We start from the raw sequence: 13,530 nt of genomic DNA on the forward strand, positions 1-13,530 counted from the left end.
CCCCGATCACCTGCATTAATCACAGTGCACCTTTCAAAAAAACCGCCGCGTTGTGACAGACCAGCAAGGAAACACCGGTACGTTGATCGCTACACATTTTTTGGAATCGCCCAGCAAAGACTGCTTGGTAATCGGCAACTGCTGCGATTCAGTCGAATCCACAGAAGTTGTATCAAGAAGGGAGCGTAGTCTACCGGAAAGGCGCTATCAGCTCAAACCTTGATCGCAGGTCTGTGGCAACCAATGTAATTGCCAGTCATCCAGCGGACTGGCCCTCAGCCCCGCAAGCGTTGGTACAGCCAGCAATTGCTCGCCCCGATAGACCAGCGGCAATCTGCCACGGACGAAGCCCGGCATACCACTTTCATTCAACAGGCGCTTGAGATCACGCCGGCCTCGACCTGGCACTTCGACGATTTCGCCACCCTGGCGATAACGAATCGACAAGGGTCCCTCGGGAGCCTTGCCGGCAAACATCAGTTGGCCGTTCCCGGGTAACTCTAGTGGATTTCGCGGATCGGGCCAGCTCACCGACACGTCGGAAAATTCCGACCACGTGGAAGGCAGCCACCAAATGCGTTCGCCGCAACGATGAAGCTGACCGTCGGCCAGGCGCCATAACGGCTGTGCGTCCCCCTTGGCATCGCGCAGGGCGTACCAACTGGCCCAGTGGTCACTGTCGGGCAGACGAGTCAGGGGATTCAGCCAATGACGCAAGGCATTGCGCTGGCGCGCATCGGAAAGATCGCGCAACGGAGCAAGGACCAAGGAAGGCAAAGGCAACCAGGGAAACGCTGAAGGCTGATCGGCGGCGGTCAGATCCATGTGCGCCAGTTCGTCGAGCAGGCCCTGGGCTTCACTCAGGTGCTCGGCAGTGCGCGCCAGGCTTGATACTGCCTGAGGCCAGCGCTGCGTCAGCGTTGGAAAGACCTGGTGACGCAGGTAATTGCGCGAGAACCGTGGATCGGCGTTCGAAGGGTCTTCAATCCACTTCAATTGGTGTTCGTGGGCGTAGGCTTCCAGTGCTCCGCGGGAAACCGCCAGCAATGGCCGCACCAAGTGCCCCGTCGCCAACGGGCGACGCTCGGGCATTGCCGCCAACCCACGCACTCCGGCTCCGCGTAACAGGCGGAACAGCAGGGTCTCGGCTTGATCGTCGCGATGCTGGGCGGTGAGCAGCACCTCCCCTGCCCCGATCACCTCGGTAAACGCCTGGTAACGTGCGTTACGCGCGGCACGCTCCAGGCTGGCACCGGGTTGCACCTGCACACGCAAGACCTGCAAAGGTATGCCCAGGCTGTCACATAACGCTTGGCAATGACTGGGCCAGGCGTCAGCGGCCGCTTGCAGCCCATGATGGACATGCACAGCGCTGATGGGCGGCAGGGTTTCGGTGTTTGCCAGGGAAGCCAGAAGGTGCAGCAGGACGGTGGAGTCGAGGCCACCGGAGAATGCAATGCGCCAGGCCGGAGCATTGCGCCAGGGGGCCAGGGTTTTCAGGAGTCTGGCGGGTAGAGCCGGTTTCATCAGATGTCCCCGCCGCAAATCTGGAATACATAAGCCGAGCATACACAAAGCAAATGTGGGAGGGGGCTTGCTCCCGATTGCTGAGTGTCAGTCACTGCATCTGGTGACTGATCCACCGCTATCGGGAGCAAGCCCCCTCCCACATTGAGTTACGGCGTCGACTTTAGAGACCGTAGCTCATAAGGCGCTCGTAACGACGGGCCAGCAGCGCTTCGTTATCCAGCTTCTTGAGCATCGCCAGTTGCGAGCCCAGTTCAGCACGGATGGTCGCGGCAGCCGCGGCCGGGTCACGGTGGGCACCGCCCAGTGGCTCGGCGATCACTTTGTCCACGATACCCAGGCCCTTGAGGCGATCGGCGGTGATGCCCATGGCTTCAGCCGCATCCGGCGCCTTCTCTGCGGTTTTCCACAGGATCGAGGCGCAACCTTCCGGCGAAATCACCGCGTAGGTCGAATATTGCAGCATGTTCAACTGGTCGCACACGCCAATGGCCAGCGCACCGCCGGAACCACCTTCACCGATCACGGTGGCGATGATCGGGGTTTTCAGGCGAGCCATGACGCGCAGGTTCCAGGCAATCGCTTCACTCTGGTTGCGCTCTTCGGCGTCGATACCCGGGTATGCGCCCGGAGTGTCGATGAAGGTCAGGATCGGCATCTTGAAGCGCTCGGCCATTTCCATCAGGCGGCAAGCCTTGCGGTAGCCTTCCGGACGCGGCATACCGAAGTTGCGACGGACTTTCTCGCGCACTTCACGGCCTTTCTGATGGCCGATCACCATTACCGGCTGGTCGTCCAGGCGAGCGATACCGCCCACAATGGCCGCGTCGTCGGAGAAGTGGCGGTCGCCGTGCAGCTCATCGAACTCGGTGAAGATGTGTTCGATGTAGTCCAGGGTGTACGGACGGCGCGGGTGGCGAGCCAGGCGCGCGATCTGCCAACTGGTCAGCTTGCCGAAGATGTCTTCGGTGAGCGTGCTGCTTTTGTCTTGCAGGCGAGCGATTTCGTCGCCGATATTCAGCGAATTGTCATTGCCGACCAGGCGCAGCTCTTCGATCTTGGCTTGCAGGTCAGCGATCGGCTGTTCGAAATCAAGAAAATTCGGGTTCATAAGCGTCCGTCTTGGGTCGACGGCCAAGGAGTGCCTGGCCAGCCGGTTGTCTATTCGCGCCCTACCTTAAGGGAGAGGCGCGTTTAGGTCGAGATTAAATGTTCAGCCGAGGTCAGGGGTACTGACCGTCAACGGTATTGGAGGAAGACGTTGTCTCGCCCGAACTGGTCACGCAAAGCTTGAATCAAGCCATCAGCCGGATCAATCCGCCACGTCTCACCAAACTGCAACATGGCCTTGGCGTCGCTGCCGGTGTACTCCATGGTTACCGGGCACGCGCCGCGGTGGCGCTTGAGCAGGTCACCCAACCAGCGTAGCTGATCGCCCTTGAGCGCTTCGGTCTTGACCTTCAAGCGCAGGCTTTCGGCCAGGTTGGTGCGCGCATCTTCCATGCTCATCACCCGTTTGATACGCAGGCGCAGGCCACCGGAGAAGTCATCATTGCTGACCTCCCCTTCCACCACCACCATGGCGTCGGTCTGCAAAAGTGACTGGGCGGAGTGGAACGCGTCGGCAAACAGTGACGCTTCGATCCGGCCCGAGCGGTCATCCAGGGTGATGAAACCCATTTTGTCGCCCTTTTTATTTTTCATCACCCGCAGGGCGATGATCATGCCGGCGACGGTCTGGGTATCCCGCGCGGGCTTGAGGTCGATAATGCGCTGGCGGGCGAAACGGCGGATTTCGCCTTCGTACTCGTCAATCGGGTGGCCGGTGAGGTACAGGCCCAAGGTGTCTTTCTCACCTTTGAGGCGTTCCTTGAGGGTCAGCTCCTTGGCCTTGCGATGATTGGCGTAGACATCCGCATCCTCTTCGACGAACAGCCCGCCAAACAGGTCGGCGTGGCCGCTGTCATGGGTGCGGGCAGTCTGTTCGGCAGCCTTGATCGCCTCTTCCATGGCGGTGAGCAGCACCGCACGGTTACGGTCGATATTGGCCTGGTAAGCCTTCGGCTCATCATGGAAATACGGGCCGAGACGGTCGAGCGCGCCGCTGCGGATCAAGCCATCAAGGGTACGCTTGTTGATGCGTTTGAGGTCAACACGCGCGCAGAAGTCGAACAGGTCCTTGAATGGCCCATCCTGACGCGCTTCGGTGATGGCCTCCACCGGGCCTTCGCCCACGCCCTTGATCGCGCCGAGGCCATAGATGATGCGACCTTCGTCATTCACCGTGAACTTGAACTCAGAGGCGTTCACGTCCGGCGCATCGAGGCGCAGCTTCATGGTGCGCACTTCCTCGATCAAGGTCACGACCTTGTCGGTGTTGTGCATATCGGCCGACAGTACCGCAGCCATGAACGGCGCCGGGTAGTGGGCTTTCAGCCAGGCGGTCTGGTACGACACCAGGCCATAGGCGGCGGAGTGGGATTTGTTGAAACCATAACCGGCGAATTTTTCTACCAGGTCGAAGATGTTACCGGCCAGGTCGGCGTCGATGTTGTTGGTGGCGCAACCTTCAATGAAACCGCCGCGCTGCTTGGCCATTTCCTCGGGTTTCTTTTTACCCATTGCGCGACGCAGCATGTCCGCACCACCGAGGGTGTAGCCGGCCATTACCTGGGCGATCTGCATCACCTGTTCCTGATACAGGATGATGCCGTACGTCGGCGCCAATACAGGCTTGAGGCCCTCGTATTGATAGTCGGAGTGCGGGTAAGCCAGCTCGGCGCGACCGTGCTTGCGGTTGATGAAGTCATCCACCATGCCCGATTGCAGCGGGCCCGGACGGAACAGCGCCACCAGTGCGATCAAGTCTTCCAGGCAGTCGGGCTTGAGCTTTTTGATCAGCTCTTTCATGCCCCGGGATTCAAGCTGGAACACCGCCGTGGTTTCGGCCTTTTGCAGCAGGCTGTAGGTCGGTTTGTCGTCCAGCGGGATAAACGCGATATCCAGCGGTTCTTCGCCGACCTTGGCGCGGTCGCGGTTGATGGTCTTGAGTGCCCAGTCGATGATCGTCAGGGTACGCAGGCCGAGGAAGTCGAACTTCACCAGGCCGGCCGCCTCCACGTCATCCTTGTCGAACTGGGTGACCAGGCCGTCGCCTTCTTCATCGCAGTAGATCGGTGAAAAGTCGGTGAGCTTGGTCGGCGCGATGACCACACCACCGGCGTGTTTACCGACGTTACGCACCACGCCTTCGAGCTTGCGCGCCATGTCCCAGATTTCGGCGGCTTCTTCATCGACCTTGATAAAGTCGCGCAGGATTTCTTCCTGCTCGTAGGCTTTTTCCAGGGTCATGCCGACTTCGAACGGGATCATCTTCGACAGGCGGTCGGCCAGGCCGTAGGACTTGCCCTGCACCCGCGCCACGTCGCGAATTACCGCTTTCGCCGCCATGGAACCGAAGGTGATGATCTGACTTACCGCGTTGCGGCCGTATTTCTCGGCCACGTATTCAATCACGCGGTCACGACCATCCATGCAGAAGTCGACGTCGAAGTCGGGCATCGACACCCGTTCCGGGTTCAGGAACCGTTCGAACAGCAGGTCATATTCCAGCGGGTCAAGGTCGGTAATCTTCTGAACATAGGCCACCAGCGAGCCAGCACCTGACCCCCGGCCGGGACCTACCGGTACGCCGTTGTTTTTGGCCCACTGGATAAAGTCCATTACGATCAGGAAGTAGCCAGGGAATCCCATCTGGATGATGATATCCAGCTCGAAATTCAGCCGATCAACGTAGACCTGGCGCTTGGCTTCGTAGTCTTCAGTGGTGTCCTTGGGCAGCAGAACGCTAAGGCGTTCTTCCAGGCCATCGAACGACACTTTGCGAAAGTATTCGTCGATGGTCATGCCATCGGGTATCGGGAAGTTGGGCAAAAAGTGCTTGCCCAGTTTCACTTCGATGTTGCAGCGCTTGGCGATCTCGACGGAGTTTTCCAGGGCCTCGGGCAAATCGCTGAACAGCTGCGCCATTTCATCGGCGCTTTTGAGGTATTGCTCTTCGCTGTAATTCTTCGAGCGGCGCGGGTCATCCAGGGCCCGGCCTTCGCCGATGCACACGCGGGTTTCATGGGCCTCGAAATCTTCTTTCTTGATAAACCGCACATCGTTGGTCGCCACCAGCGGAGCACCCAGCTTATCGGCCAGGGCTACGGCAGCATGCAGATGTTCTTCATCGTTGGGGCGGTTGGTACGCTGGACTTCCAGGTAGAAACGGTCCGGGAATACCTGCATCCACTCACGTGCCAGCACCTCGGCTTCCTGGGGATTACCGCCCAGCAACGCGATACCGATCTCGCCCTCTTTAGCCGCCGAGAGCATGATCAGGCCTTCGCTGGCTTCGGCCACCCACTCGCGCTCGATGATGATCGAGCCGTTGCGCTGGCCGTCGATAAAGCCGCGGGAAATCAGCTCGGTGAGGTTGCGATAACCCACGCCGTTCATCGCCAGCAGGCTGATGCGGCTCAGTGGGTTATCCGGGTCCTTGTTGGACAGCCACAGGTCGGCGCCACAGATCGGCTTGATGCCGGCGCCCATGGCGTTCTTGTAGAACTTGACCAGGGAACACATGTTGTTCTGATCGGTTACCGCCACCGCAGGCATATTCATGCCCACCAGGGTTTTGACCAGTGGTTTGATCCGTACCAGGCCGTCGACCAGGGAGTACTCAGTGTGCAGGCGCAGGTGAACGAATGAAGCCGGCATAGTGATCCTGTCTTGATACATGAAAACAACAAGGCCCGGATTGTACCGGGCCTTGGTAAAAACATCAGCCTTGCTGCTAAACCTCGATCAGACTTTCGCGGGCCTCATAAGCCAGGCGTACCGGGGCAAACGAGCGGCGATGGATCGGGGTCGGGCCCAGCCGAGCCAGGGCTTCCAGATGAACGGGCGTCGGGTAGCCTTTATGGCCGCCAATCCCGTAGCCGGGGTAGATCAGTTCGAACGCAGCCATTTCACGGTCACGGCTGACCTTGGCCAGGATCGAGGCGGCGGCAATGGCTGGAACCTTGCTATCGCCCTTGACCACCGCTTCCGACGGCATCGCAAGCTTCGGGCAACGGTTGCCATCGATCATCGCCATTTTCGGGGTGATATGCAGCCCTTCAACAGCACGCTGCATGGCTAACATGGTTGCATGGAGGATATTAAGTTTGTCGATTTCCTCGACTTCAGCGCGAGCGATATGCCAACTCAGGGCCTTTTCACAGATCTCGTCATAGAGCTTTTCGCGACGGGCCTCGGTAAGCTTTTTCGAATCATTGAGGCCCAGGATCGGGCGGTTCGGATCTAGGATTACCGCCGCCGTGACCACTGCGCCACACAGCGGGCCGCGTCCTACTTCGTCAACACCGGCCACCAGTTCGTGAGCTTGGGCAACCAGGCTGAAATCCAGCCCCATTTGCGTGGTCATAAGGCTTCCTGTTTATGGCCGATCAAGGTCAACACGGCGTCGGCCGCCTGGTTCGAGGCATCACGACGCAACGTGCGATGAATGTCGTCGAAACCACGGGTCTGCTCTTCGCCGCCGTCAATCAAGGGCAGTAGGGTCTGCGCAAGCGCTTCAGGCGTTGCATCGTCCTGCAACAACTCTGGCACCAGCAGGCGCTGGGCCAGCAGGTTGGGCAGGGAGATATAAGGGCTCTTGACCATGCGCTTGAGAATCCAGAAGGTCAGCGGCGCCAGGCGATAGGCTACAACCATTGGCCGCTTGTACAGCAAGGCTTCAAGGGTGGCAGTGCCCGACGCAATCAACACCGCATCGCAGGCTGCCAGAGCCAGATGGGACTGGCCGTCAAGCAGGGTCAGCGGCAGGTTGCGACCTTCCAGCAGGGTCTCGATCTGTGCGCGGCGTTGCGGGCTGGCACACGGCAGCACGAAGCGAACCCCCGGCTTTTGTGCCTGCAGACGTTCGGCGGCATCAAAAAACAGCGCCCCCAGGCGCCCTACCTCACCGCCACGACTGCCCGGCATCAACGCCACCAACGGGCCGTCGGGCAAACCCAGCTCGGCACGCGCGGCAGCACGATCGGCTTGCAACGGAATGGCATCGGCCAGGGTATGGCCGACAAACCGCACCGGTACGCCCTTCTCTTCGTAGAACCTGGCTTCGAACGGCAACAGGGTCAACATCAGGTCGCAGCCTTCGCGGATCTTCAACACGCGCTTCTGCCGCCACGCCCATACGGATGGGCTGACGTAGTGCACGGTCTTGATCCCGGCCTGACGCAATTTTAGTTCGATATTGAGCGTGAAATCCGGTGCATCGATGCCGATAAAGACGTCAGGCTTTTCATCGATCAGCGTCTTGATCAACAGCTTGCGGCGAGCGAGCAGCTCACGCAGGCGTCCCAACACCTCCACCAACCCCATGACCGACAGCCGCTCCATGGGGAAGTAGGAGGCAAGCCCTTCGGCCTGCATCAGCGGCCCACCCACACCGATAAACTCCACCGCAGGATGCTGGGCCTTGAGGGCTCGCATCAGGCCAGCACCCAGAATATCGCCGGACGCTTCACCGGCCACGAGTGCAATACGCAGATTGGCCATGATCAGCGAGTGATGCCGCGAGTCGACGCCTGGATCGAGTCACGGAACACCGCGACTTCCGGAAACAGGGTTGCCGGCTCGGTCAGTTCGGTCAGCGCCTGCTCAACCGTCAGCCCCTGACGGTAAACCGTCTTGTAGGCACGGCGCAGAGCGTGGATCGCCTCTTCGCTGAAACCACGGCGGCGCATGCCTTCGAAGTTCATGCTGCGAGCCTCGGCAGGGTTGCCGAACACCGTCACGAATGCAGGCACATCCTTGCCAATGGCGGTGCCCATGCCGGAAAAGCTGTGGGCGCCGATATGGCAGTACTGATGCACCAGGGTGAAACCGGACAGGATCGCCCAGTCGTCAACGTGCACATGGCCTGCCAACGCAGTGTTGTTGACCAGGATGCAATGGTTGCCGATCACGCTGTCATGGCCGATGTGCGCATAGGCCATGACCAGGTTGTGATCACCCAAAGTGGTTTCAGCGCGATCCTGTACGGTGCCGCGGTGAATGGTGACGCCTTCACGGATGATGTTGTGGTCACCGATTACCAGGCGTGTTTCTTCACCCTTGTACTTCATGTCCGGGGTGTCTTCGCCTACCGAGGAAAACTGGTAGATACGATTGTGTTTGCCAATACGGGTTGGACCTTTAAGGATCACGTGTGGCCCGATGACAGTCCCCTCGCCGATTTCCACACCTGCGCCGACGATCGACCAAGGGCCGACCTCAACGTCGGCGGCCAGTACGGCCGACGGATCGATGATTGCGCGAGGGTCAATCAAACTCATAGTTTGCGTTCCGCACAGATGATCTCGGCAGAGCACACCGGCTTGCCATCTACCGAGGCCTGGCATTCGAACTTCCAGATCTGGCGCTTGCAGCTGATGAACCTGGCTTCCAGGATCAACTGGTCACCCGGGGTGACCGGGTTGCGAAAACGCAGCTTGTCGGAGCCCACGAAATAGTAAAGCGTGCCGTCGGCAGGCTTGAGGTCGAGCATTTTGAAACCAAGGATACCGGCAGCCTGGGCCATCGCTTCGATGATCAACACGCCCGGCATGATGGGATGCGCTGGGAAGTGACCGTTGAAGAATGGTTCGTTGATGCTGACATTCTTGTAGGCACGAATGCGCTTTTCCTCGACATTGAGGTCCACTACGCGGTCCACCAGCAGGAACGGGTAACGGTGAGGCAGGTATTCGCGAATCTCGTTGATGTCCATCATTTCGGGGGGAAGCCTGTAATAAAGATTGGGGGCGGGCGAACTAAGCGCACGCCCCGCTAGCAAATCAAGGAGGCAGTCTAGCGGCTGTGCACACTTGATATGGAAATGGTATCAGCCTTCAGATGAAGCATTACCGCCAGGGGTCACGTCCCCAACACGCTTTTCCAGCTGTTTGATACGTCGTGCCATGTCGTCGATCTTCCTCAAACGCGCCGCACTCTTGCGCCATTCAGCCGCAGGTTGCATGGCGGTACCGGAAGAATAGGCCCCCGGCTCGGTAATCGAGTGAGTCACCATGGTCATGCCGGTGATAAAGACGTTGTCGCAAATATCGATATGCCCCACCAGCCCGACGCCGCCGGCGAGCATGCAATGCTTGCCGATTTTGGTGCTGCCGGAAATACCCACGCACGCAGCCATGGCGGTGTGATCGCCAATCTGTACGTTGTGGGCGATCTGGATCTGGTTGTCGAGCTTCACGCCGTTACCGATCACCGTATCGGCCAAAGCCCCGCGATCCACCGCAGTGTTTACACCGATCTCCACATCGTCGCCGATCAATACGCCGCCGACCTGGGCAATCTTGTGCCAGACACCTTTGGCGTTGGCAAAGCCAAAGCCTTCGCCGCCGATAACAGCGCCGGACTGAATGACCACACGCTGACCAATACGCACATCGTGATAGAGGGTTACACGTGGGGCCAGCCAACCATTGGCACCGATTTCACAGCGTGCGCCGATAAAGCAGTGGGCGCCCACGGTGACACCTGCACCAATACGCGCCCCGCTCTCGATCACTGCAAACGCACCGATGCTGGCCGCAGGGTCAACCTGGGCATCATCGGCAATTACCGCCGATGGGTGAATGCCACCGGCCGCTTTCGGCTTGGGATCGAACAGGTGTGACGCCTTGGCGTACGACAGGTACGGGTCGGCCACCACCAGCGCATCCCCGATAAACCCTTCAGCGTCAGCGGCCTTCAGCAACACGGCTGCGGCCTGGCAATCAACCAGGTATTTACGGTATTGGGGATTTGCGAGGAAGCTCAACTGAGCTGGGCCAGCCTCCTGCAAGGTGGCTAGCCCAGTGATTTCTTTCTCCGGGGAGCCACGCAAGGTGGCTCCCAGGAACTCGGCCAACTCGCCGAGTTTGATAGTCGCAGTCATGGCTTACTTCAGCTGGTTCATGCGCTCGATCACCTGACGGGTGATGTCGTATTGAGGCTTGACGTCAATCACGGCGCCGCGCTCGAACACCAGGTCGAAGGCACCCTTCTTGATGACTTCTTCCACGGCGCTGTCGAGCTTGGGCTTGAGCTGCTTGAGCATTTCACGGTCGGCAACAGCCTTGGCTTCGTTCAGCTCCTTGGACTGGAACTGGTAGTCACGAGCCTTTTGCTTGAATTCAAGCTCCAGACGCTCGCGCTCGCCTTGCTGCATCTTGTCGCCACCGGCTACCAGACGATCCTGGATGCCCTTGGCGCTGCTTTCCAAGGTTTTGAGCTTGGTCAGTTGCGGACCGAATTTCTTCTCGGCATCCACGGCGTACTTCTTGGCCGCGTCGGATTCCAGCAGAGCCATCTGATAGTTCAGGACGGCGATTTTCATTTCGGCGAAGGCCGGGGTGGTTACCAGCACAGTGGCCAGCAGGACCAATTGAGTCAACTTACGCACGATGTACTCCTACAGAATCCGTTGTCGTTATCTTGGGTCAGACGCTTAGAACGTCTGGCCGAGGGAGAATTGGAAAATCTGGGTTTCAGCGTTATCCGGTTTCTTGATCGGCATGGCCAGAGCAAAGCTCAACGGGCCCAGCGCAGTCACCCAGGTCACACCCACACCCACGGAGCTCGCCAGGTTGCTGAGGCTCACGTCGTTGCATTGGGTGTTGGACCGCGAACCGTTCGGGTTGGTGACTTGTTCACACTTGGAGTCGAACACGTTACCCACGTCCCAGAAGACTGAGGTGCGCAGCGAACGCTGGTCCTTGACGAATGGCAGCGGGAACAGGATCTCTGCACCACCCTGGATCAGCACGTTACCACCGAATGGCAGCGGGTCGTTGTCGTCGTCACGTCGAGTTCCGACGTTACCGGTGTCAGCAAAACCACGGCTTGGCGTACCACGCGGGCCCAAAGTACTGTCCTTGAAGCCACGTACCGAGTTGAAACCACCGGCGTAGTAGTTCTCATAGAACGGCAAGCCATCAGTGGAACCATAACCGTCGCCATAACCCAGCTCTGTGTGCAGGCGCATGGTGTAGTTATCGCTCAACGGCTGGAACAACTGGCCGCGGTAATCGAGTTTGAAGAACGACAGGTCGCTGCCCGGCGTGGTGACTTCCGCAGTCAGGCTCTGGGAATGACCACGGGTTGCCAGCACACCTTTGTTCAGGGTCGACTCGGACCAGCCGGCAGACGCCTTGAAGTTCAGGAACTTGTCGCCTTCACGACGGGTGAAGTCAAAGATCTCGTCCACAGTGTACACACCGGTCTTGATCTCATCCTGTTGCGCAGTGATGCCAAAGGTCAGGCGCGAGGTTTCGCTGATCGGGTAACCGATGTTTGCGCCCACACCCAGGCTGTCGATCGCATAGCTTGCAACGTCGACGTCGAGGTCTTTGTAGTCGGTGGTGCGGTAGAAGGCGTTATAGCCCAGGCTCACACCGTCAGCTGTCCAGTAGGGGTCGACATAACCGAAGTTATAGCGGCTCTGGTATTCGCTTCGGGTCAGGCCGATGGAAACCTTGTTACCGGTACCGAGGAAGTTGTTCTGGGTGATCGAGCCACCCAGGATCAGGCCGGCGCTCTGTGCGAAACCGACGCTGGCGGTGATCGAGCCCGAAGCTTGCTCTTCAACGGCGTAGTTCACGTCAACCTGGTCATCCACACCCGGTACGGCCGGGGTTTCGACGTTGACTTCCTTGAAGAAGCCCAGACGCTCAAGACGGGTCTTGGACTGGTCGATCAGGTAGGTCGAAGCCCAGCCACCTTCCATCTGACGCATTTCACGACGCAGCACTTCGTCCGCAGACTTGGTGTTGCCACGGAAGTTGATGCGGTTTACGTAGGCGCGCTTGCCAGGATCGACGACGAAGGTGATGTCTACCGTGTGATCTTCATCATTCGGGGTCGGCACGCCGTTGACGTTGGCGAAGGTATAGCCTTCGTTACCCAGGCGGCGAGTGATCAGTTCGGAGGTAGTGGTCATCAGCTTGCGCGAGAACACCTGATCCTTCTGCACCAGCAGCAGGGACTTGACCTGGTCCTCAGGGACTTTCAGGTCGCCGCTGAGCTTGACGTCACGAACCTTGTACTTCTCGCCTTCGTTGACGTTCACGGTGATATAGACGTGCTTCTTGTCCGGGGTGATGGACACCTGGGTCGAAGCGATGTCCATGTTGATGTAGCCACGGTCCAGGTAGTAGGAGCGCAGGCGTTCAAGGTCACCGGAAAGTTTTTCACGGGCGTATTTGTCATCGTTCTTGAAGAACGACAGCCAGTTGGTGGTCTTGAGCTCGAACAGGTCGATCAGGTCGTCATCAGCGAATTTGGTGTTGCCCACCACGTTGATGTGCTGAATGGCCGCGACGGTACCTTCGTTGATGTTGACCTTGAGGCCCACACGGTTACGAGGCTGCGGGATCACTTCGGTTTCCACGGTCGCGGAGTAGCGGCCCTGGGCAACGTACTGGCGTTGCAGTTCGTTACGCACACCCTCAAGGGTCGCGCGCTGGAAGATCTCGCCTTCGGCCAGGCCGGATTGCTTCAGGCCCTTCATCAGGTCTTCAGTGGAGATGGCCTTGTTACCTTCGATCGCGATACTCGCAACGGAAGGTCGTTCGACGACCGTGATGACCAGGACGTTGCCTTCGCGACCCAGTTGGATATCTTGAAAGAACCCGGTTTTGAACAGCGCACGAGTGGATTCCACCAGGCGACGATCATCCGCCTGTTCCCCGACGTTCAACGGCAAGGCACCAAAGACGCTACCCGCGGAAACCCGCTGGAGGCCGTTGACGCGAATATCGGAGATGGTGAAGGACTCGGCGTGAACTTCGGCGATCATCAATACGGTGAGAACCGCAGTTAGCAGCAGACGTTTCATGAAGTCCTTTCTTATTCCAACTGGCAATAAACAAACTGCCGCAAAATGCGGCAGATTCGCAATTCAGCGAAGCG

Annotated in this window: 10 protein-coding genes; all 10 read right to left on the bottom strand. The window is 58.9% G+C overall.

The window, feature by feature from the left end:
- Positions 1–207: 207 nt before the first annotated feature.
- The 10 genes from tilS to bamA all read right to left on the bottom strand — a co-directional run bounded on the left by tilS (position 208) and on the right by bamA (position 13,456).
- Complete coding sequence (gene tilS, locus JH25_RS19635; protein ID WP_032877368.1) at positions 208–1,527, bottom strand: tRNA lysidine(34) synthetase TilS; 1,320 nt, start codon at positions 1,525–1,527, stop codon at positions 208–210.
- 163 nt (positions 1,528–1,690) lie between these two features.
- Positions 1,691–2,638: an acetyl-CoA carboxylase carboxyltransferase subunit alpha gene (locus JH25_RS19630; protein ID WP_003189182.1), complete on the bottom strand. Its 948-nt coding sequence runs from the start codon at positions 2,636–2,638 to the stop codon at positions 1,691–1,693.
- A gap of 128 nt (positions 2,639–2,766) precedes the next feature.
- The gene (gene dnaE, locus JH25_RS19625) at positions 2,767–6,288 is read right to left on the bottom strand and encodes a DNA polymerase III subunit alpha (protein WP_032877369.1); all 3,522 of its coding nucleotides are present in this window, start codon (positions 6,286–6,288) and stop codon (positions 2,767–2,769) included.
- Positions 6,289–6,364: 76 nt separating this feature from the next.
- Complete coding sequence (rnhB, locus tag JH25_RS19620; RefSeq protein ID WP_032877370.1) at positions 6,365–6,997, bottom strand: ribonuclease HII; 633 nt, start codon at positions 6,995–6,997, stop codon at positions 6,365–6,367.
- Positions 6,994–8,133 (bottom strand): lipid-A-disaccharide synthase, encoded by a 1,140-nt coding sequence (lpxB, locus tag JH25_RS19615; protein ID WP_032877371.1) that lies wholly within the window; start codon positions 8,131–8,133, stop codon positions 6,994–6,996. Before lpxB ends, rnhB begins: the two co-directional genes overlap by 4 nt.
- Before the next feature lie 2 nt (positions 8,134–8,135).
- Positions 8,136–8,912, bottom strand: a complete 777-nt coding sequence (gene lpxA / locus JH25_RS19610) for an acyl-ACP--UDP-N-acetylglucosamine O-acyltransferase (RefSeq protein WP_005785728.1) — start codon at positions 8,910–8,912, stop codon at positions 8,136–8,138.
- Positions 8,909–9,349, bottom strand: a complete 441-nt coding sequence (fabZ, locus tag JH25_RS19605; protein WP_005785726.1) for a 3-hydroxyacyl-ACP dehydratase FabZ — start codon at positions 9,347–9,349, stop codon at positions 8,909–8,911. The genes lpxA and fabZ overlap by 4 nt, the downstream gene beginning before the upstream one ends.
- Positions 9,350–9,460: 111 nt before the next feature.
- Entirely contained in the window at positions 9,461–10,516 is a 1,056-nt protein-coding gene (gene lpxD / locus JH25_RS19600; protein WP_005785724.1) for a UDP-3-O-(3-hydroxymyristoyl)glucosamine N-acyltransferase, read from the bottom strand.
- A gap of 3 nt (positions 10,517–10,519) precedes the next feature.
- A complete protein-coding gene (locus JH25_RS19595) occupies positions 10,520–11,023 on the bottom strand; it encodes an OmpH family outer membrane protein (protein WP_003172279.1) in 504 nt (167 codons plus the stop codon).
- A gap of 45 nt (positions 11,024–11,068) precedes the next feature.
- Positions 11,069–13,456, bottom strand: coding sequence for an outer membrane protein assembly factor BamA (gene bamA, locus JH25_RS19590; protein ID WP_032877372.1), 2,388 nt, complete (start codon positions 13,454–13,456; stop codon positions 11,069–11,071).
- Positions 13,457–13,530 lie beyond the last annotated feature (74 nt).

This window comes from Pseudomonas sp. BRG-100, from assembly GCF_000737955.1.
Lineage (GTDB): Bacteria > Pseudomonadota > Gammaproteobacteria > Pseudomonadales > Pseudomonadaceae > Aquipseudomonas > Aquipseudomonas synxantha_A.

Bases quoted from the DNA above. Each gene is read 5' to 3' on its own strand.
- tilS (WP_032877368.1), bottom strand. From the start codon at position 1,527: ATGAAACCGGCTCTACCCGCCAGACTCCTGAAAACCCTGGCCCCCTGG.
- JH25_RS19630 (WP_003189182.1), bottom strand. From the start codon at position 2,638: ATGAACCCGAATTTTCTTGATTTCGAACAGCCGATCGCTGACCTGCAA.
- dnaE (WP_032877369.1), bottom strand. From the start codon at position 6,288: ATGCCGGCTTCATTCGTTCACCTGCGCCTGCACACTGAGTACTCCCTG.
- rnhB (WP_032877370.1), bottom strand. From the start codon at position 6,997: ATGACCACGCAAATGGGGCTGGATTTCAGCCTGGTTGCCCAAGCTCAC.
- lpxB (WP_032877371.1), bottom strand. From the start codon at position 8,133: ATGGCCAATCTGCGTATTGCACTCGTGGCCGGTGAAGCGTCCGGCGAT.
- lpxA (WP_005785728.1), bottom strand. From the start codon at position 8,912: ATGAGTTTGATTGACCCTCGCGCAATCATCGATCCGTCGGCCGTACTG.
- fabZ (WP_005785726.1), bottom strand. From the start codon at position 9,349: ATGATGGACATCAACGAGATTCGCGAATACCTGCCTCACCGTTACCCG.
- lpxD (WP_005785724.1), bottom strand. From the start codon at position 10,516: ATGACTGCGACTATCAAACTCGGCGAGTTGGCCGAGTTCCTGGGAGCC.
- bamA (WP_032877372.1), bottom strand. From the start codon at position 13,456: ATGAAACGTCTGCTGCTAACTGCGGTTCTCACCGTATTGATGATCGCC.